This is a genomic window from Allobosea sp. CRIB-10, from assembly GCF_900112185.1.
In the GTDB taxonomy this organism is placed as follows: domain Bacteria; phylum Pseudomonadota; class Alphaproteobacteria; order Rhizobiales; family Beijerinckiaceae; genus Allobosea.
In genome coordinates this window covers 185,894-204,614 of record NZ_FOKP01000007.1, presented here as the reverse complement: position 1 = coordinate 204,614, position 18,721 = coordinate 185,894, and the positions used below count along the sequence as shown (strand labels likewise).

Below are 18,721 nucleotides of genomic sequence, written 5' to 3'. Positions count from 1 at the left end.
AAGGCTCCAGTCGGCGCCTTCTTGTCACTTCATTCTCGGCTCTTCGCTGCGCTCTTACCGCGAATCACGTGCTCGTCAGCTAAAGATCCGGAAACGACCCTTGGCCTCGCCCGGCGCCTGTTGCTCCGGACCGGGATCGTCGGGAGCGTGCGCGACCGGGAAGACCACCGGGGCCGGCTTGCCCTGCAGCGGCGCCGGCTTTGTCGTCATCGGAGTGATCTCGACGACCGGCTCGGCCGGGGGAGGAGCAGCTGCGGCAGATGGTTCCGGCTTGGCCTCGACCTTGGGTTCCGACCTAGGCTCCGGTTTGGGCTCCGGTTTGGGCTCAGGCTTCGGCGGTTCAGGCGCGGTGAGCCCGGCCGCTGGTGGCACCGTCACGGCCTCTGCCACCTCGGCCTTGCCTTCGAGCAACGGCGCCGAGGGTTCGTCAAGATCGGCGAGGACGTCGTCGTCGAGATGGCTGCCCTGGCTGCCGAGCGTTGCCGGCGGCACGGTCCAGACGAAGGCGTCGAGCCGGCCCGAGATCGGCGAGACCGGCAGCCACTGGTCGGAGACGAGGCCGTCGGCGACCCAGGCGGCGTCCCGCGGGGCGCGGGTGGCGCGGGCCAGCCATTCGCGCACGCGGCCGGTGGCGCCATGCTCGGCCTCCTCCAGCTCGGCCATCAGCAGGCAGGCGCGGACGGAGGCGCCGCCGGCGAGCAGCGGCTTCAGCGTGGCGCGGGCGCGGGCGAAGTCCTGGGCGTGGATGGCGGCGCCGGCGAGCGCCAGCACCCCTTCCGGATCGGCGGGCCTGAGCTTGGTCAGTGTCTCCGCCCGGGCCAGCCGATCGCGGGCGCTGTCGCCGGGGCGGACGTCGAGATAGGCGCTGGCGATGTCGGGATGCGAGACCTGCTTCCAGGCGGCTTCCAGCAATCTCGCCGCCTTCTTGATGTCGCCGCGCTCCGACAGCATCCGGCCGGCCAGAGCCGCGGCGGGCGTGAGGCCCGGCGCGAGTTTGACCGCTTCGAGCGCAGCGGCGAGCGCCTTTTCGGGCTCGCGGTCCTTGGCGTCGAGCGCTTCGGCCGCAAGCAGGACGGCGCGCTGGCGCTTGGCCTCGCCCTTGTCGGCGAGGCGCAAAGCGGCGCGGCGCTCGACCGCTGTGCGGGCCGCCTGCCAGTCGCCGGCGGCGGTGTGGAAGTCGAGCAGGGCGTCATTGGCCCAGGCGAGCGAGGGCGAGCGGCGCACGGCGTCGTCGGCGAAGGCGCGGGCGGCGGCCATGTCGCCGCGCCGGCGTGCCTCAACGAAGAGGCCGCGCAGGCCGAGTACACGGGTCTCCGGCTTGTCGAGCATCGCCTTGAAGGCGGCCTCGGCTTGGCCGCGATCGCCGGAGAGCTGCGCCGATTGCGCTTCGAGCAGCAAGGTCAACGGCTCGCTGGCGGCGAATTTGCGGGCGTCGACCGCATGGCGCCCGGCGGCGACGGGATCGCCCGCGCCGATCGCGACCATACCACGCGAGATCGCCTCGAAGCCGCGCGCCCGGCGCCGTGCCCGCGAGGCGAAGCCGAAGGCCGAAGGCAGGCCGAAGACGAAGCGCATGATCGCCCAGGCGACCAGAGCGAGGAAGGCGAGCACGACGACGCCGATCGCCGCGATCGCGACGCTGGTCTCGATGCGGTAGCCCTGCCAGAGAATCGAGACCTCGCCCGGCCGATCGGCGAGCCAGACGGCGCCAGCGGCGAAGGCGGCGATGACGAGGAGATAGACCAGTACGCGAACCATCGGGATCTATCCTCTCAGCCTGCCGTGCCCAGCGCCGCGACCGCATCCTGCGCGATACGGTTGATCGTCGATTCCGCGCTTGCGCGCTGCTTCAGTGCCGCGCCGAAGGCTTCGCTGCCGCGCCGCGCCGGCTCGGGCAATTGCGCCCAGAGCTCGGCAGCCTTGACAATGTCGTTCTGGACGAGCGCGCCCTCCAGCCGGATCGGCAAGGTCGCGGGATCGCTGGAACCGGAGTCATCGACCGGGCGGATGGTGACGATGCGGCTGGCAAGGCCGAGCAGCTTGTCCTCCCAGCTGTTCGCCTCCGGCGTGGTCTCGCGCACGAGCAGGGCCTGGTGGCTCTTGAACAGCGCCAGCAGCTTGTCGCGCGTCGCGGCCCCGCTGCCGGCAACGGCGGCGAGCGCCGTCTTCTGGTCAGCGGGGATGTCGCCGAGCGCGGCGAGATCGGCCTGGAACGGGCGGCCGGAGCCGATCGCGTCGCGGATGCGCTCGGCCAGGACGACGCGCGCTGCCGCCACCGCCTGCCGGCTCGGCTGGGCGGCACTCTTGGCCGCGGCCTCGACACCGGCGAGACGCTGGCTCAGCGCCGTGGCTGCGTCGCGGGCGGCGGCGGCAGCATTGTCGGCACGGTCAAGCTTCTCACTGAACGCAGCGGCGAGGTTCGCGTCCCCGGCCGGAGCAGCCTTGGCCAGTTCGGCGAGCCGGGTGGCATTGGCCTGCGCCTCGCTGCTCGCTCTGGCGGCACTTTCGGCTGCGGCCGCCGCCTTGCGATCGACGGCCTCGAGTGCGGCTCGGTTGGGCAGGGCGGCGCTCTGCGCCTGCAGGGTCTCGATGCGCTTGGCGAGCTCGGCCAGCCGGGCGCCGTCATCGGGCGCGGAAAGACGCAGACCGAGCAGCAGCAAGCCGGCGCCGATGACGCCGCCGGCGAGGCCGGCAAGCGCCACGGTCGGCAGGCTGAAGCGGCGCTGATGCTCGGGCACCGGCGGCGGTGTGAATTCCTCGGCGAGCGCCTCGGTTGGCAACACGGCCTCGGCCTGTGTCTCGATGCGCTCGGCTTCGGCTGCGGTCGTGGCCAAGTTGGCAGCCCCTGCGGGCGGCGTCTCGACGGTTTCCGTCGCCGCCAGTTCGATGGTCGGCGGCGTCCGGCCGGAACGGTTGCGGCGCTTGCCGGCCGGGCCTTGTTCGCTGCTCGGCTCCGCCGCCATCTCGTCCTTGTCCACCTTGTCGTCCATTGCTGCCGGCTCCTTAGCATCGCCGGTGAGCAGAGTGCGAGCGGGAAGCTGGTCGAGCGCCGCGAAGAGCGCCGCTTCCTCAGGATGCTCGGCGACGAGCACGGTGTCCGCGCCGGCCGAGATCAGCGGCGCGGCAACCGCAGCGGAAAGCGTGAGCTGCGGCAGCGCCTGCGCCTGCTCGGTGAGACCGGCCTTGCCGGCGAGAGCGACGAAGACCTCAGCGCTGCGCGGCGAATAATGCAGGGCGGCATCAGCCGAGCCATCACGCAACGCGTCGGCGGCATGCGCAGGCAGGCTCTCGACTGCTTTGGCCTCATAGGCGGTCCAGATCGTCACGTCGTGGCCGGCATCGCGCAATTGCTGCGGCAGGTCCTCATGCCTGTCGCGGCCAACGACGAAGAGCAGCTTCTGCCCAGCCGGCAGCCGCTCCAGGATCAGCGCCAGGAGTTCGGCCCGCCCGCCTTTGGCGCTGTGCGCGATGAAGCCGAGCTTGCCGGCTGCTTCCGCGGTGCGCGGGCCGACGCAGAAGGCCGGCAGCGCGCTGCGCCAGCTCTTCGGCAGGCTTTCCAGCGCCGGCACGGCATTGGCGCTGGTCAGCACCAGCGCGTCGAATGGTCCCTTGGGCGGCTTCTCGCCTGTTGGCAGGACCTGAAACAGCGGCGCGACCAACGGGTCCTTGCCACGCTCGCGCAAGCTCTGAGCGCTGCGCTCGGCATCGTCAAGCGGTCTGAACACCAAAACGCGCATATCGTCTCCTCGGGCGGGCTCAGGCCGGGTCGAAGCTGCCGGGCTGGATACGGACGCGAGATCCGCGTCCGATCCTCGCTCCCTGCGCGGCCTCCGTGACGGAACCAAGGCATTCGCCGACAAGGATGGCATAACCGGCGATCGGTACGTCCGTCATCTGGTGCGAGGTCTCCGGTTCAGTGCGGATGGGCCGACGCTGGGCATTGGCCTTCTCCTTCATGCAGCACTATACGGAGGAAATCCCCGCGCGAAACCGCGCACCTCGGCGGCAGCCCGGCGACCAGTGCCGATGCCCGCCCAACACCATGACGAGCATGCGAGTTCTGGGCATAGAGACGACCTGCGACGAGACGGCCGCCGCGATCGTTTCGGTCGAACGCTCCGGCGAAGCGAAGATTTTGTCGAACGAGATCCTCAGCCAGATCGCGGCGCATGCCGCTTATGGCGGCGTCGTGCCTGAGATCGCGGCGCGCGCCCATGTCGAGGCGATCGACCGGATCGTGGCGCGCGCCTTCGCGAGCGCCGGCATGAAGCCATCGGAGATCGACGGGGTCGCCGCAGCGGCGGGACCGGGCCTGGTCGGCGGCGTCATGGTCGGCCTCACCACGGCGAAGGCGATCGCGCTGGTGACGGGTAAGCCTTTCATCGCGATCAACCATCTCGAAGGCCATGCCCTGACGGCGCGGCTGACCGACGACCTCGCCTTCCCCTATCTGCTGCTGCTGGTCTCCGGCGGGCATACGCAATTGCTCGCCGTGCGCGGCGTCGGCGATTATCTGCGCCTCGGCACCACCATCGACGACGCGGTCGGGGAAGCCTTCGACAAGATCGCCAAGATGCTCGGCCTGCCCTATCCCGGCGGCCCCTCGGTCGAGCGCGAGGCACTCAAGGGCGATCCCGAGCGCTTCGAATTCCCGCGGCCGATGAGCGGGCGGCCCAATCCCGACTTCTCGCTGTCGGGCCTCAAGACGGCGGTGCGCCTCGTCGCCGAGCGAATCGCGCCCCTGTCGGAGCGCGACGTCGCCGATCTCTGCGCTTCCTTCCAGGCGGCGGTGGTCGACGTGCTGGTCGACCGGACACGCGCCGGCTTGCGCGCCTGCCGCGAGGCCGGGATCAAGCCCTCGTCGCTCGTCGTCGCCGGCGGCGTCGCCGCCAATCAGCAGATCCGCAACGGGCTGGTGCGCCTTGCGACCGAGGCCGGCCTGCCGATGGTCGCCCCGCCGGTGGCGCTCTGCGGCGACAATGGCGCGATGATCGCGTGGGCCGGCCTGGAACGCCTCCGGCTTGGCCTTGTCGACGACATGGGCGCGGTGGCGCGGCCACGCTGGCCGCTCGACGAACTCAGGGCGCAGGCGTGAGCGCAAGAGCCCGCTACCAGACGGTCGGTGTCGCCGGCGCCGGCGCCTTCGGCACGGCGCTGGCGCTCGCTGCGGCCCGGGCCGGGCGGCACGTCGTCCTCTGGGCCCGCGACGAGGAGACCGTGGCGAGTTTGCGCGACCAGCGCGAGGCACCGCGATTGCCCGGCGCGAAGCTGCCCCCGGCGATCGAACCGGTTTCGGACAGCGCGGCGCTTGCGCAGGTCGAGGCGCTGATCCTAACCGTGCCGACGCAGGCCTTGCGTGCGGCCTCGACGCTGCTTGCTCCGGCGCTTCCGCACGGACTGCCGGTGATCTCCGCCGCCAAGGGCATCGAGCAAGGCAGCGGACGCTTCACCACGCAGATCATCGCCCAGGTGCTGCCACAGGCGGTTCCGGCGGTGCTGTCCGGGCCGAGCTTCGCCGCCGACATCGCGCGGGGGCTGCCGACGGCGCTGACGCTCGCCTGCGCCGATGCCGCGTTGGCGAAGGCGCTGGCCGAGGCGCTGAACTCACAGACGCTGCGCATCTATCACAGCAATGATCCGCGCGGCGTCGAGATCGGCGGCGCCGCCAAGAACGTGCTCGCCATCGCCGCCGGCATCGCCATCGGCCTCGGCCTCGGCGAGAGCGCTCGCGCCGCGCTGGTGGCGCGCGGTTTCTCGGAGCTGCGCCGATTTGGTGAGGCGCATGGCGCCCAGGCCGAGACGTTGATGGGACTTTCGGGACTGGGGGACGTCGTGCTCTCCTGCGCCACCGCCCAGTCACGCAATTTCGCCTATGGCCAGGCGCTCGGGCAGGGTCGGTCGCCGGCCGAGGCATCGGGTGGCAAGCTCGCCGAAGGCGCTTTCACCGCTCCGGTGCTGGTCGAGATGGCGCGGGCGCAGGCGATCGACATGCCGATCGCCGAGGCCGTATCAAGCATCATCGCCGGCAGCGTCGGGGTGCGCGAGGCGGTCGCGGAATTGCTGGCGCGGCCGGTGCGGGCAGAAAACTGAGCGGAGAGGCATGCATGGCGAATGACTGGTCCGATCTGACGAAGCGCGTGGCGCGAGGGATCGCCGAGGTACGCAAGACGACCGGCTCCGAGCTGATTGCCGAGAGCCAGCCGGTGCCGCTCGCCGGGCGCATCGCCGGGCGGGTGATCGAGCTGCGCCGCCGGCGGGCCGAGGACGCGCATCGCTTCGTGCTGATCCTGCCTTTCGGCGAGGGCGAGGTCAGGGTCGAGCTCAGCCCGCAGGATTATGCCGGGCTGACACGCGAGATGGTCAGGTTCTGGAACGAGAACGGCGAAGCGGCGTCGCGACCGCCGGTGCCTCTGAAGGAAGAGAAGGAAGAGGACGAAGGCTGATGGCGCACTGGCTGATCAAATCCGAACCCTCGGTCTTCTCCTGGGACGACCTGGTCAAGACGGGGGCCAAGGGCACGCATTGGGACGGGGTGAAGAACCACACCGCCAAGCTCAACCTGATGGCGATGAAGAAAGGCGACCAGGTCTTCTTCTACCATTCCAACGAAGGGCTTGAGGTCGTCGGCATCGCCGAGGTGATCAAGGAGCATTATCCTTGGGTCGAGGCCGGTCCGCCCTGGGTGCTGGTCGACTTCAAGGCGCTGAAGCCCCTGCCGAACCCGGTCTCGCTCGCCGCGGTCAAGGCCGAGCCGAAGCTCGCCAAGATGTCGCTCGTCACCTCGTTCCGTCTCTCGGTGCAGCCGGTGACGGACGAGGAATGGGCGCTGGTCTGCAAGATGGGCGGGCTGTAGCTCCAGCCCCCTTGCCGATCAGCGGCAAATTCCATAACTATACCGTCCAGACGGTTTAGTTATGGAGATACGCTCATGCGCCGAAGCAAGAAGTCCGAATTGCTTGAAGCCGCCGGGGCGATCATCGTCCGCAGCGGTGTCGAGGCGCTGACCTTCGATCGCCTTGCAGCCGAGGCCGGCGTCAGTAAGGGCGGCATCCTCTATCATTTCCCCGACAAGGAGCGGCTGCTCGTCGCGCTGGTCGAGGGCATCGTCGCGCTGACCGAATTCGCCATCGCCGAGGCGATGCAAACCGAGCCGGTCCGGCCCGGCCGCTGGCTGCGCGCCTATATCCGGGTCGCCTTCACCAATGGCGACGAGATCGACCGGCTGCTCGGGGCGCTGATCGCCGCCCTGCCGCCGGAGTCCGCCGCGCTGGTCCCGCTGCTTGACGCTGACCGGCGCTGGCTCGAAGCGGCCTGCGATGACGGGCTGCCGCGCGGCCTCGCGATAGCCATCCGGCTCGCTGTCGATGGCGCCTTCTTCACCAGGCTGAACGAGAGCGATGCCGCCACGACGCGCGAAACCCTGCTGAAGCTGACGGAGCAGCTGTGATGACGCCTGTTCCGACGACTGCTGCCGGGCGCGATCCGGCCATCGACATGATCCGCGGTGTCGCGCTGTTCGGCATCCTCGTCGTCAACATGCCGTTCTTCGCGATGCCCTTCGGCTTCGGCGGCGACTGGTGGCGCACCGCCTTTCCCGGCGCGCTCGACCGTTTCGCGGTTTTTCTGATCCAGGCGCTGTTCGAGGCGAAGTTCATCCTGATCTTCTCCTTCCTCTTCGGCTATGGCGCGGCGCGCCAGATCGAAAGCAACGGCCCGGAGCGCTATCGGCGCAGGCTACTGGCGCTCGGCCTGCTCGGCATCGCCCATGCGCTGCTGCTCTTCGCCGGCGATATCCTCCTGGCCTACGCCCTGGTGGGACTGATCCTGCCGCTGGCGGCGCGGTGGTCGGTCTTGCGCCTCGTCAAGGCGGCGGCGCTGATGTGGCTGCTCGCCATCCTCACCCATACGCTTCTGGGCGTCGTCGGCATCATCGAGCCTGACGGCTGGACCGGGAACGATGCCGTCGCCGTGGCGTTGCAACGCTCGGGTGATTTCCTCGGCATCGCGCGCTATCGACTGATCGAGTGGGCGGTATTCTACGGGCTTTCGCCGTTCATCACGCTACCGCATGTCGCGATGATGTTCTTCCTAGGCACGGCGGCCTATCGATATCTCGGCTCCGCGCCGCTGAGCAGCCTGGCCACGCAAGGTGGCGCGATCGCTCGCCTGCTCTGGCTTCCGGCCCTCATCGGCAACATTGCCTATGCAGCTGTGGCGGTGGCACCGCCAGGCGCGATGAAGCCCGCCTTCGCCGCGGCGGAGCTGATCCTGCGCGGGGTGTTCCCGCCGCTGCTCAGCCTCGTCCTGATCGGCGCCGGCCTGAACGTCTTCAACAGTCGCGTCGGCGCCAGAATCGGGCGAATCTTCCAGGCGGATGGCCGCTTGTCGCTGTCACTTTACATCAGCGAGTCGATCGCCTGCGCGCTGATCTTTCTCGGCTATGGGCTTGGCCTCTATGGCCGACTCGGGCCGGCTGCCTGCATCGGCTTGGCAGCGCTGGTCTATTTCGCCCTGCTGATCGCGGCCTCGCTGTGGAGCAGGGTTTTCGCCAAGGGGCCGTTCGAATGGTTCGTCGAGCGTCTGGCGGGACCGCGCCGGCCGCCTGACACGATGCTCGGGGCCACGCGATAGCCGGTCTCCGGCCCCTCCTCCGCCACCCGACGTCGCCAAGAAGCCTGTGGCACCGAGATGCGAGCCCGCGCTGCGACGCCTCCGAGCGCGCGGCCGCCGATACTCAGCTGCAATGACGATGGCGGGCGGAAGAGAGAGACCGAGAGCATTTTCGAGCGAAGTGGATACCGGTTCGCGTGAAGAAAATGCGATAAAACAAGGGCCTAGAGCATTTTTGCGATTCGAAGAAACACGGAAATGCGCTAGAACCAGATCCCTTTCGCCGTCGTCAGCAATTGGCGGCGGTCGGCGAGGCCATTGGCGCCGCCATTGATCAACTGGGTGACGCGGGCCGCGTCGTCGCGGTCGGCGGCGGCGTTGATCTTGCGGTCGCGCCAATAGGCGAAGGCGACCTGGACCGAGATGCGCGGATCAAGCGCCAGCTCGGGTCGCCCCTCAAGATCGATGTTCAGCATCCGGCCGATGCGCCTGTAATTGGCCCGGCCGGTGAGCTGGAAGATGCCGCGCCCGTGATAGCGTGCACCGTCGCCCGGCTCGGTGTTGCCGAGATCGACGCGCCCCTCGTATTTGGCGAACTGCTTCTTGCCGCCCTTCTCCTCGAGTGTGCGGAAACGGTCGGTCTCATGCGCGGCCTGCGCCAGGAAGTGGCAGACCCGCAGTGGCGTCGTCAGGTCGGCCTCGGCCGCGAGCCGGTCGAAATGCAGGGCAAGGTTGTTCATGATTTCGGCCTTGCCGATTGGTGCAAGCCGCGCGAGCCGGGCGACGGTGACGCCAAGATCCGGCAGCCGCGGAACCTGCGGCTCCTCGACCGGTACGTCCTCGGCTGGCGATCCCTGCATCGACATGGCGGCACTCCCGGCTGCGCTTTGCGCCAGTATGCATCGCTTTCGCCACGCGGGGACAAGTTCGTAACCAAGACCGTCATGGCCCTGAAATAGCGCGCGTCTAGCGAGGGCCCCCGCCCCAAGGAAAGCCCTCCGCCATGACCGACCACACCACTCTCAGCCGCCGCACACTGCTCGCCGGTCTCGGTACCGCCGCGCTCGCTGCTGCAGCCGCTCCCGCCCTCGCCCGCTCGCTTCCGGCCCTGCCGACCAGCAATCTCGGCACCGACACCGGCTACTGGGACGCGGTCCGGCGCCTCTACAGCGTCACCCCCGACATGGTGAACCTAGAGAACGGCTATTGGGGCATCATGGCCGAGCCGGTGAAGGCCGAGTACAAGCGCCTGACCGACTTCGTGAACTTCGAGAACACCGTCTACGCCCGCACCAAGATCGGCCAGGACCTCGACAATGTCCGCTCGCCGCTGGCCGATTTCCTCGGCGTCGCCCGCGAGGAGATCGCGCTGACGCGCGGCGCCACCGAGGCGCTGCAGACGCTGATCGCCGGTTACAACAAGCTCAAAGCCGGCGACGGCGTGCTCTATGCCGATCTCGATTACGATTCGATGCAGTATGCGATGAACTGGCTGAAGGGCCGGCGTGGCGTCGAGGTCGCCAAGTTCGACATCCCCGAGCCGCCGACCAAGGCCAATGTGCTTGCGGCGTATGAGGCAGCGCTCGCGGCCAACCCGAAGACGAAGTTGCTTCTGCTCACCCATATCAGCCATCGCACCGGGCTGATGATGCCGGTCCGGGAGCTCGCCGCCATGGCCAAAGCGCGCGGCATCGACGTCATCCTCGACGCCGCCCATAGCTGGGGCCAGGTCGACTTCAGGGCGAAGGACCTCGGCGTCGACTTCATCGGCTTCAACCTGCACAAATGGATCGGCGCGCCGCTCGGCGTCGGCCTGATGTACATCGCCCGCGAGCGTCTGGCTGATATCGACACCCATTACGGCGACGAGGACTTCAAGGCTGACGATGTCCGCTCGCGCATCCACACCGGCACCCCGAACTTCGCCGCCCAGCTCGCCGTGCCTGCAGCGCTCGCTTTGCACCAGGAGGTCGGCCCGCAGGCGAAGGAGGCGCGCTATCGCCATCTACGCAATTACTGGGTCGCCAAGGCGCGCGAACTCAAGGGCGTCGAGATCCAGACGCCGGACGATCCGGAGATGGTCGCCGGCATCACCTCCTTCGCGCTGACCGGCAAGCGCTCCGCCGCCGACTGCAACGCGATCGTCGCGGCGCTGCGCGACCAGCACAAGGTGATGACGGTGCGCCGCGGCGGCGTCGCCAAAGGCAACACCATCCGCATCTCGCCGGCGCCCTATCTGACGGAAGCCGACCTCGACCGCTTCATCGCGGCGCTCGCGGTGGTTTCGGGCAACCGGGCGGGCTGAGCCCTAAAAGAAAGGCCGCGCTCGGCGCGGCCTTTCGTCAATTCCGCCGCAGCAGGCGCTCGAGATAGTCGAGCTCCTCGGTCGGACGCAGGGGATCGCCGAGGCGGCGGCGCAATTCCTCGAGGATGCGCCGTGCCCGCTGCGTCGCGCTCTCGTCGGCACCCGGCACCCGCACGCGGCCATCGGCCCAGTCGCGCTGGCGCTGCGGACGCCCGAGCGGATCATTGTTGTCACGTTGCTGGGCCGAGGGCCGGCCCGCAGGGCGCCCATCCGGCTCGCCATAGGCGTTCTCGTTGCCCTCGCCCTCGCCGGGCTCGCCCTGCATCTGCTGGGCGAGGTTCTGGCCGCCCTTGCGCAAAGCCTCCAGCGCCCGCCCCTGCGAGTCGACCGCCTGCCCGTCCTGGCCCTGTCCGAGCTGGCCTTCGGCCTCGCGCATCGCGTCCTCGGCCTCGCCGAGCTCGCCCGGGTCGGCGCCCATGCCGCGCATCCGCCGCTGCAGATCCTGCAGCCGCTCGCGCAGGGCCTGCTGGCGCTGCGACAGCCCCTGGCCCTGCCCGCCCTCGGCGTTCTGGCCGTCCTCGCCTTCGCCCTCTTCGCCATTCTCGCCGGGCTGCTGCCCGGGTTGCTGGCCACGTTGTCCGCGCTGGCCCTGCTGTCCTTGCTGGCGCTGGCCTTGCTGGCCGGGGCGGGCCTGCTGCTGGCCTGGACGCTGACCGCGCTGGGCCCGGTTCTGGCGCTGCTGATCCTGCTGATAAGTCTCGTCGCGCAATTGCTGCTGCTCGCGTGTCATCCGGTCGAGATCGCCGAGCGCCTGGTTCATCTCGCGCTGGCGCGGATCCTGCTGGCCGGGGCGCGCCGTCTTGAGATTGTTCAGGAGGTTGTTGAGCTCCTCCATCAGGCGCTGCGCCTCGGCCATGTCGCCGCGCTTGGTCAGCTCCTCGATCCGGTTGAGCATGTTCTGCAGGTCGCGCGGCGTCACCGTGCGGAAATTCTCCGGCATCTGCGCCTGGTTCTGCTCGCCGTTCTGTTGCTGGCGCTGCCATTGCTGGGCGAGTTCGCGCATGAACTGGTCCATGGCGCGGCGCAGATCCTCGGTGAGCTTCTTCATCTCCTCTTCGGAGGCGCCGCGCTCCAGCGCCTGCGCCAGATTCTCCTGCGCCGCCCGCAGCGCCCGTTCGGCATCCGAGAGATCGCCATCCTCCATCTGCAGTGCGAGCGCCCACATCATCTCGGCGGTCTCGCGCAGCTGGTCGTCGCTGGCGGCGCGGCGCAGCCTTTCGCCGATCATCCGCATGCCCAAATAGACGCCGGTCTCCTTCATGAAGCGGTCCGGCTCGATCATCAGCGCATCGAGCGCGAGCTGGACCTTCCTGCGATTGTCCACGTCCATGACCAGCTTGCGCCGCTGCTCGACCAGCGCCTTGGCCAGCGGCTTGGTGAAGGTCCGCTGCGGCAGCGTCACCTCGACAACCTCGCTGCGCCCCTCCTGCCCGGTCTCATCGCGCGCCGAGAGGCTCATATTGACCTTGGCGCCGGCCCAGGGATGGGCCGAGAAGTCGACCGTGCTCTTCATCTCCTCCTCGCCGGAGGGCGGCACCGGCAAGACCTGCTTGGGCGCCTCGACCAGCGAACGGCCGCCCGAAATCGGCCCGACACGCGAGACCAGGACCTCGGCCGAGGCGATGCCGTAATCGTCTTTGGCGCGATAGCTGATGCCGAGCCCGCCCTGCACGCCGCTGACCGCCTTGGGCGGCTCGGCGAAGGCGATCTCCGGCTTTTGGTCGATGACCGCTTGCAGGCTGAGCGTTTGCGCCGGCGCGCCCGAGCCGGTGATGCGCAAGGTGCCGTCGCCGGCGACGAGATAGCGCTTCTCGGTCACCGCGACCGTATTCGTCGCCGCCGCCTTGGCTTCAGCGGGCTTGGCTTCACCGGGCTTGCCCTCGACCGGCACGGCGTCGAGGCGCCCGGTGGTCGCGACATCCATTCCGCTCTTGCCGGCGATGCGCACCACCACCGTCGATTTCTCGGGCACGTTGAAGTTCGGGCTGGCGAGCCTGCCGAAATCGATCAGGATCGGCGGCATGCGCGTATAGGATGGCGGGTCGATCCAGGCGTCGATCCGGACCGCGGCTGCCGCGAGCGCAGGCCCGCGCCAGTCGAACGCAGCGCTGAGCCGCGGCAGGGCCTCGTGCCCGGCGACGAAGAAACCGGCGACGGCCGCGACCAATGGCGCCGCACGCAGCGCGCGCTTGTCGCGCCCGGCCATGCGCGGTTGCGGCGGCGCGACTTTCAGTGCCGCGACATGGGCGCTCTGGCGTTGCAGATGCAGGGTCCACAGTGCCTGCGAGACCGGATCCTTGCCGCCGACCGCGAGCGTGTCCTCCAGCGAGGTCGCCGGGCGGTGCGCCCCACCCATCGAGTGGTCGAGCCGGGCCAGCGCCTCGCGGCGACTGGGCCAGCGACCGCTGACGGCCGGCCAGAAGCTCGCGAGCAGGAGAAGAGCGAAGATCGCGGAGCCGGCGGCCCGCCCCCACCAGGGCAGATGCAGCCAGAGCCCGAACCAGGAGACGGCGAGGAAGACGAGGAGGACGCAGAGCGGCGCCCACAGCTTCGGCCAGAGGCGTTCCCAGGCCAGCGACAGCCGCGATGCCGCAGCGAGGCGCTCCAGCCGCCTGCGGATCATCTGGACCGGGTCTAGCGCCGTCCGGCGCGGTGTTTCGCTCATCCGATGCTCCGAGCCGCCCCCCGCGGCCGCTCTCATGGCTTCATCGATCGAGCGGAGAGGCTAGCACGTGATTGTGGCGTGACCAGCGTCGAAGCGCCCGAGCCCACAGGCGCTCTTGGAATCGTGAAGCGCCGTCAGGGCAGCCAGGGCGGTGCACGATCCGTGCCGATCAGCTCCTCATAGGTCTGGCGCGGCCGCGTCACCGCGAATTTGTCGCCCTTCACCAGCACTTCGGCGACAAGCGGGCGCTGGTTGTAGGTCGATGACATGCTGGCGCCATAGGCGCCAGCCGTCATGAAGGCGATGAGATCGCCCGGCTTCAGCGCGGAGAGTTCGCGCCCGGTGGTGAAGGTGTCGCCTGATTCGCAGATCGGCCCGACCACGTCATAAGCGATCGTCTTTGCGTCCTCCGCCGGCTCTGCAGCCGGCCAGATCTCGTGATAAGCCTCGTACATGGCTGGTCGCATCAGATCGTTCATCGCCGCATCGACGACAAGGAATTCCTTGGTCGGGCGCGGATTGAGATGCAGCACCTTGGTCAGGAGGATGCCGGCATTGCCGACGATCAGGCGGCCCGGCTCGAAGCCGAGCTCGGCATCGAGCCCTTTCGTCACCCGGGCGACCATCGCGGCATAGGCCTCGATCAGACCGGGGCCGTGATCGAACTCGCGCGGGATATCGTAGGGAATGCCGAGCCCGCCGCCGAGGTCGAGCCGGTCGACGCGGTGGCCTTCCGCCCGCAGCGCCAGCACGAGGTCGCGCATCTTCGCATAGGCCGCCTCGAAGGCGTCGACCTCGCGGATCTGGCTGCCGATATGCACGGCGAGCCCCATGATCCTGACACCCGACATATTGGCGGCACGGGCATAGAGCCGGTGCACCTCCTCGAAGGAGACGCCGAACTTGTTGGCCGAGGAGCCCGTGGTGATCTTGGCGTGGCCGCCGGCGCCGATGTCGGGATTGACCCGGAACACCGCCTCCTGGCGCTTGCCCAGGCGCTGCGCCACCTTCGACAGCAGGTCGAGCTCGCCCTCGGTCTCGATATTGACCTGATAGATGCCGGCCTCGACCGCAAAGGCTAGCTCGCTCTCGGCCTTGCCGACGCCGGAGAAGACGATCTTGCTGGCCGGGAAGCCGGCGGCGAGCGCCTTACGGATCTCGCCCTCGGACACCGTATCGGCGCCGGCGCCGAGCGCGGCGAGCGTCTTCAGCACGCCGAGATTACTGTTCGCCTTCATGGCGTAGAAGACATGCGCCGGCTTGCCCGGCGTGGTCGAGGCCATCGCCGCCTCATAGAGGCGGTAATGCCGCTCGATCGTCGCCGAGGAATAGACATAGACCGGCGTGCCGACCTTCTCCGCGATCTCGCGCAGGTCGACATCCTCGGCGAAGAGCGCGCCGTCGCGATAGGCGAAGTGATGCATCGGGCGCTCAGAGCAAGGGGTCGAGCACGAAAGGCTTCTCGGGAACCTCGATCGGCCGGTTGCGCTTCGGCGGCTTGCCGAGCGGCGAGGCTTCCGTCGCGTTGAAGGTGTTCTCGACGGCTCCGGTCTGCGCGTCCGGCAGATCGATCGCGTTTTGGGCGTTCGGAGGCGGCTCAAGCGGACCACGGCGGCCACAGGCGGAGAGCGCGAGACCGAGGAAGCCGGCGACCAGCACGGCGCGGCCGATAGTCAGACGGGAATGCGGCACGAACGGGTATCCTCGGGCAAGGCGTCGAAGGGACTGTAGCGAATGGCGCGCAAGCTTGCGAGCCTCACGGGCGTCATTCACGGGCGGAGCGAAGCGCAGATCCGAGAATCTCCGTCAAGAGATGCTCGGGTCAAGCCTGAGCATGACGGGTGCCGTCCTTGGCGAGCTGCTTCAACCAGCGCTTCGCCTGCCGCTTCACATTGGCGGGAGCGGTGCCGCCATAGCTGGTGCGGCTTTTCACCGAGCGCTCGACGCCGAGCACGGCGAAGATCTCGTCGGAAATCTTCGGCTCGACCCCCTGCATCTCGGCGAGCGAGAGCTTTTCCAGCCCGACCCCCTTGGCCGAAGCGATGCCGACGAGCCGGCCGGTGACGTGATGGGCGTCGCGGAACGGCATCTTCAGCACGCGCACCAGCCAGTCGGCGAGGTCGGTCGCAGTGGCGTAGCCGAGGCCGGCCGCCTTCTTCATCGTCTTCAGGTCCGGCTGCATGTCGCGGATCATGCCGGCGCTGGCGGCAAGGCAGAGCGACAGCGTCTGAACCGCATCGAAGGTGCCTTCCTTGTCCTCCTGCATGTCCTTCGAATAGGTCAGCGGCAGGCCCTTCATCATCGTCAGCAGCCCCTGCAGCGCCCCGAAGACGCGCCCGGCCTTACCGCGCACCAATTCGGCCGCGTCGGGATTGCGCTTCTGCGGCATGATCGAGGAGCCGGTCGAGAACTTGTCCGAGAGCTTGACAAAGCCGAATTGCGGCGTCGCCCACAGCACGATCTCCTCGGCCAGGCGCGACAGGTGCATGGCGCAGATCGAGGCGGCCGACAAAGTCTCCAGCACGAAATCGCGATCCGAGACCGAATCGAGCGAGTTCGCCGTCGGACGGGCGAAGCCGAGCGCCTTGGCGGTCATGTGCCGGTCGATCGGGAAGGAGGTGCCGGCGAGCGCGGCAGCGCCGAGCGGGCACTCGTTCATGCGCTCGCGGGCGTCACGAAGACGGCTGCGGTCGCGCGCCAGCATCTCGACATAGGCAAGCAAGTGGTGGCCGAAGGTCACCGGCTGCGCCGATTGCAGATGGGTGAAGCCCGGCATCACCGCCCCTGCATAGGTCTCGGCCTTCTCGGCAAGGGCGAGCTGGAGGTCGGCGACCTGCTCGTCGAGCTGATCAAGCGCGTCGCGCACCCACAGGCGCATGTCGGTCGCGACCTGGTCGTTGCGCGAGCGGGCGGTGTGCAGGCGCCCGGCAGCGAGGCCGACCCGGTCCTTGAGATTGCTCTCGACATTCATATGAATGTCTTCGAGCGCACGCGAGAACGTGAAGCGCCCGGCCTCGATCTCGGCCTCGATGCCCTTGAGTCCGTCCGAGATCGCGTCCACGTCCTCGCGCGTCAGGATGCCGGTCTCGGCGAGCATGGCGGCGTGCGCCAGCGAGCCGCGGATGTCCTGGCGCCACAGGCGCTGGTCGAAGTCGATGGAGGCGTTGATCTCCTCCATGATGGCGTCGGGACCTGTGGCGAAACGCCCACCCCACATGCGGTTGCTCACGGCGGTCTTTCCTGCTCTTCAAGGACGCGCGATGACGTCTCGGTCGAAAATGATGATGGCCTGCGGGGCTCTCGCGCTGCTGGTATTGGGCGGCGCTGGCGCCTTCTACTCCGTGCGGGGCGTGGCCGGCAATTCCGTCTGCAGTGCCGCCGCGACGAAGGTGGAGGCGCTGCGTCCCCTCGCGAAGGGCGAGGTGGCTGCCATCGAGGTCGCCAAGCAGCCGGCTTTGCTGCCCGACCTCGCCTTCAACGGCCCGGACGGCAAGCCGACGACGCTGTCAGCCTTCCGCGGCAAGACCGTGCTGGTCAATCTCTGGGCGACCTGGTGCCTGCCTTGCCTGACCGAGATGCCGGCGCTCGACGCGCTCCAGGGCGCGCTCGGCGGTCCGGATTTCGAGGTGGTGGCGATCAACATCGACACGCGCCACCCCGACAAGCCGAAGAAGTGGCTGGCCGACAAGACCATCACCCGCCTCGCCTATTATGCCGATCCGCAGGCCAAGGTCTTCCAGGACATCCGCGCCGTGAAGAAGGTCGAGGGCATGCCGGTCAGCCTGCTGGTCGACCCGGCCGGCTGCGAGCTCGCCTTGTTGCAGGGCCCGGCCGAATGGGCCGGCGCCGATGCCAAGGCGATGATCACCGCCGCGATCGGTCGGCGCTGATCCGCACAGGGCGTCGATCACGGCGCTGACACGTGCAAGAGCGACAAGCGGCCCGGGCCTCATCCTTCGATCGGCAAGATCGCGGGATGTGAACCTGTATCCGCTGAGCCAGTTACAGCATGGCCCGTTGTCGGCGACGCGGGTCCCACCGATCATACAGGAGCGATGCGATGATCCGATTCGACATGAGCGCGGTGCGCCACGCCGCCCGAACCACCTTTCGCCTGGCCATGGGCGGGCTGCTGGCCGCTGGATTGGCGGTCGGCGTTCAGGCGCAGGATCGAACCGCGATCTCCGGTACGACGGTCTCGCTGGCGCCACTGAAGGGCTTCGTGCCCTCGACGAAGTTCGCCGGGCTGGAGAACGCCGAGGCCAAGGCCTCCGTGCTCGTCGTCGAGCTGCCGCCCGAGGCGCATCCGCAACTCTCGACGCTGTTCACCAATCTCGAGACGGCGAAGACCAACTTCGCCAAGCAGAACATCACCATTGACGACGCGGAGGACATCGACACCGCCGCCGGCAAAGGCCGCATCCTGACCGGCCAGCAGGCACTCGGAGCCGCGACCTTCGACAAATGGATCGTGCTGCTCAAGGGCGCCAAGACCGTGATGATCACGGTGCAGGCGCCGGATGATTCCGATCTCGACGGCGACGACATCGTCGCCATGCTGAAGACCGTGTCGCTCGGCGCAGAGCCGACGATCGACCAGAAGCTCGCAGCCCTGCCCTTCCGAGTCCGCGCCACCGATCCCTTCCGCGTCGTCGACACCTTCGGCGGCCTCGGCGTGCTGATGACCTCAGGACCGCTGAACGTCGACCCGAAGGGCAGCCAGCCCATGCTGATCGTCAGCTACCAGACCGGCGGCCAGGTCCCGGCCGGCCAGCTGGCCGCCGTGGGCGAGAAGCTGCTGCAGACGACACGCGGCTTCGAAAAGGCGCAGATCGCCAAGCGCGACACCGTGACCTTCGCTGGCGACAAGAACGGCGTCATGCTCTCGGGCACGATCACCGAAGGCTCGGCCCGCAAGCGCTTCGCCCAGTATATGGGCCTGAGCGCCGATGGCCGCTTTGTACGCATGATCGTCAGCGCGGATGAGGCGACCTACCCCTCCCTGGAACCGGCGATCAAGGCGATCGCCGACAGTATCGCCTTCGCCGCAAAATCACGGTAGCGGCCGGTCCTGCCGACAG

The 18,721-nt window shown here is 68.6% G+C and carries 16 protein-coding genes; 9 read left to right on the top strand and 7 right to left on the bottom strand.

Annotation, left to right across the window (positions count from 1 at the left end; all coding sequences use genetic code 11):
• Positions 1–75 precede the first annotated feature (75 nt).
• Entirely contained in the window at positions 76–1,758 is a 1,683-nt protein-coding gene (locus BMZ69_RS12110) for a heme biosynthesis protein HemY (protein WP_092156882.1), read from the bottom strand.
• Positions 1,759–1,772: 14 nt separating this feature from the next.
• The gene (locus tag BMZ69_RS12105; RefSeq protein ID WP_175506772.1) at positions 1,773–3,725 is read right to left on the bottom strand and encodes a uroporphyrinogen-III synthase; all 1,953 of its coding nucleotides are present in this window, start codon (positions 3,723–3,725) and stop codon (positions 1,773–1,775) included.
• A gap of 326 nt (positions 3,726–4,051) precedes the next feature.
• On the opposite strand from BMZ69_RS12105, the gene tsaD reads away from it, so the two are divergent.
• The 6 genes from tsaD (at position 4,052) to BMZ69_RS12075 (ending at position 8,631) form a co-directional block, all read left to right on the top strand.
• Positions 4,052–5,095 carry a tRNA (adenosine(37)-N6)-threonylcarbamoyltransferase complex transferase subunit TsaD gene (gene tsaD / locus BMZ69_RS12100; protein WP_092156920.1) on the top strand — a complete coding sequence of 348 codons (1,044 nt, stop codon included), beginning with the start codon at positions 4,052–4,054 and terminating at the stop codon, positions 5,093–5,095.
• Positions 5,092–6,090: an NAD(P)H-dependent glycerol-3-phosphate dehydrogenase gene (locus BMZ69_RS12095; RefSeq protein ID WP_092156880.1), complete on the top strand. Its 999-nt coding sequence runs from the start codon at positions 5,092–5,094 to the stop codon at positions 6,088–6,090. Before tsaD ends, BMZ69_RS12095 begins: the two co-directional genes overlap by 4 nt.
• 14 nt (positions 6,091–6,104) lie before the next feature.
• The gene (locus BMZ69_RS12090; protein WP_092156879.1) at positions 6,105–6,443 is read left to right on the top strand and encodes a hypothetical protein; all 339 of its coding nucleotides are present in this window, start codon (positions 6,105–6,107) and stop codon (positions 6,441–6,443) included.
• The gene (locus BMZ69_RS12085; RefSeq protein ID WP_092156878.1) at positions 6,443–6,853 is read left to right on the top strand and encodes an EVE domain-containing protein; all 411 of its coding nucleotides are present in this window, start codon (positions 6,443–6,445) and stop codon (positions 6,851–6,853) included. The genes BMZ69_RS12090 and BMZ69_RS12085 overlap by 1 nt, the downstream gene beginning before the upstream one ends.
• Before the next feature lie 75 nt (positions 6,854–6,928).
• Positions 6,929–7,447, top strand: coding sequence for a TetR/AcrR family transcriptional regulator (locus tag BMZ69_RS12080; protein ID WP_092156877.1), 519 nt, complete (start codon positions 6,929–6,931; stop codon positions 7,445–7,447).
• Entirely contained in the window at positions 7,447–8,631 is a 1,185-nt protein-coding gene (locus BMZ69_RS12075; RefSeq protein ID WP_092156876.1) for a DUF418 domain-containing protein, read from the top strand. Before BMZ69_RS12080 ends, BMZ69_RS12075 begins: the two co-directional genes overlap by 1 nt.
• A 242-nt stretch (positions 8,632–8,873) precedes the next feature.
• Here the strand turns inward: BMZ69_RS12075 and BMZ69_RS12070 are convergent, their stop codons facing one another.
• Positions 8,874–9,476, bottom strand: coding sequence for a glycoside hydrolase family 19 protein (locus BMZ69_RS12070; protein WP_092156875.1), 603 nt, complete (start codon positions 9,474–9,476; stop codon positions 8,874–8,876).
• A 137-nt stretch (positions 9,477–9,613) separates the two neighbouring features.
• On the opposite strand from BMZ69_RS12070, the gene BMZ69_RS12065 reads away from it, so the two are divergent.
• A complete protein-coding gene (locus tag BMZ69_RS12065; RefSeq protein ID WP_092156874.1) occupies positions 9,614–10,915 on the top strand; it encodes an aminotransferase class V-fold PLP-dependent enzyme in 1,302 nt (433 codons plus the stop codon).
• Positions 10,916–10,952: 37 nt separating this feature from the next.
• On the opposite strand, the gene BMZ69_RS12060 is transcribed toward BMZ69_RS12065, so the two are convergent.
• The 4 genes from BMZ69_RS12060 to argH all read right to left on the bottom strand — a co-directional run bounded on the left by BMZ69_RS12060 (position 10,953) and on the right by argH (position 16,869).
• On the bottom strand, positions 10,953–13,640 hold the full coding sequence (locus tag BMZ69_RS12060) for a TIGR02302 family protein (RefSeq protein WP_244543330.1): 2,688 nt from the start codon (positions 13,638–13,640) through the stop codon (positions 10,953–10,955).
• A gap of 134 nt (positions 13,641–13,774) precedes the next feature.
• Positions 13,775–15,064, bottom strand: coding sequence for a diaminopimelate decarboxylase (gene lysA / locus BMZ69_RS12055; protein WP_092156873.1), 1,290 nt, complete (start codon positions 15,062–15,064; stop codon positions 13,775–13,777).
• Between the two features lie 7 nt (positions 15,065–15,071).
• Positions 15,072–15,332 (bottom strand): LPS translocon maturation chaperone LptM, encoded by a 261-nt coding sequence (locus BMZ69_RS12050; protein ID WP_092156872.1) that lies wholly within the window; start codon positions 15,330–15,332, stop codon positions 15,072–15,074.
• Positions 15,333–15,462: 130 nt separating this feature from the next.
• Positions 15,463–16,869 (bottom strand): argininosuccinate lyase, encoded by a 1,407-nt coding sequence (argH, locus tag BMZ69_RS12045; RefSeq protein ID WP_092156871.1) that lies wholly within the window; start codon positions 16,867–16,869, stop codon positions 15,463–15,465.
• A 31-nt stretch (positions 16,870–16,900) separates the two neighbouring features.
• On the opposite strand from argH, the gene BMZ69_RS12040 reads away from it, so the two are divergent.
• Entirely contained in the window at positions 16,901–17,530 is a 630-nt protein-coding gene (locus tag BMZ69_RS12040; RefSeq protein ID WP_244543329.1) for a thiol:disulfide interchange protein TlpA, read from the top strand.
• A gap of 170 nt (positions 17,531–17,700) precedes the next feature.
• A complete protein-coding gene (locus BMZ69_RS12035) occupies positions 17,701–18,702 on the top strand; it encodes a hypothetical protein (protein WP_092156869.1) in 1,002 nt (333 codons plus the stop codon).
• The last annotated feature ends 19 nt before the right edge of the window (positions 18,703–18,721 follow it).

What these genes read in the sequence shown, in the direction of transcription:
- BMZ69_RS12110 (WP_092156882.1), bottom strand. Translation starts at nt 1,758, where the DNA reads ATGGTTCGCGTACTGGTCTATCTCCTCGTCATCGCCGCCTTCGCCGCT.
- tsaD (WP_092156920.1), top strand. Translation starts at nt 4,052, where the DNA reads ATGCGAGTTCTGGGCATAGAGACGACCTGCGACGAGACGGCCGCCGCG.
- BMZ69_RS12090 (WP_092156879.1), top strand. Translation starts at nt 6,105, where the DNA reads ATGGCGAATGACTGGTCCGATCTGACGAAGCGCGTGGCGCGAGGGATC.
- BMZ69_RS12085 (WP_092156878.1), top strand. Translation starts at nt 6,443, where the DNA reads ATGGCGCACTGGCTGATCAAATCCGAACCCTCGGTCTTCTCCTGGGAC.
- BMZ69_RS12080 (WP_092156877.1), top strand. Translation starts at nt 6,929, where the DNA reads ATGCGCCGAAGCAAGAAGTCCGAATTGCTTGAAGCCGCCGGGGCGATC.
- BMZ69_RS12075 (WP_092156876.1), top strand. Translation starts at nt 7,447, where the DNA reads ATGACGCCTGTTCCGACGACTGCTGCCGGGCGCGATCCGGCCATCGAC.
- BMZ69_RS12070 (WP_092156875.1), bottom strand. Translation starts at nt 9,476, where the DNA reads ATGTCGATGCAGGGATCGCCAGCCGAGGACGTACCGGTCGAGGAGCCG.
- BMZ69_RS12065 (WP_092156874.1), top strand. Translation starts at nt 9,614, where the DNA reads ATGACCGACCACACCACTCTCAGCCGCCGCACACTGCTCGCCGGTCTC.
- BMZ69_RS12060 (WP_244543330.1), bottom strand. Translation starts at nt 13,640, where the DNA reads ATGAGCGAAACACCGCGCCGGACGGCGCTAGACCCGGTCCAGATGATC.
- lysA (WP_092156873.1), bottom strand. Translation starts at nt 15,064, where the DNA reads ATGCATCACTTCGCCTATCGCGACGGCGCGCTCTTCGCCGAGGATGTC.
- BMZ69_RS12040 (WP_244543329.1), top strand. Translation starts at nt 16,901, where the DNA reads ATGACGTCTCGGTCGAAAATGATGATGGCCTGCGGGGCTCTCGCGCTG.
- BMZ69_RS12035 (WP_092156869.1), top strand. Translation starts at nt 17,701, where the DNA reads ATGATCCGATTCGACATGAGCGCGGTGCGCCACGCCGCCCGAACCACC.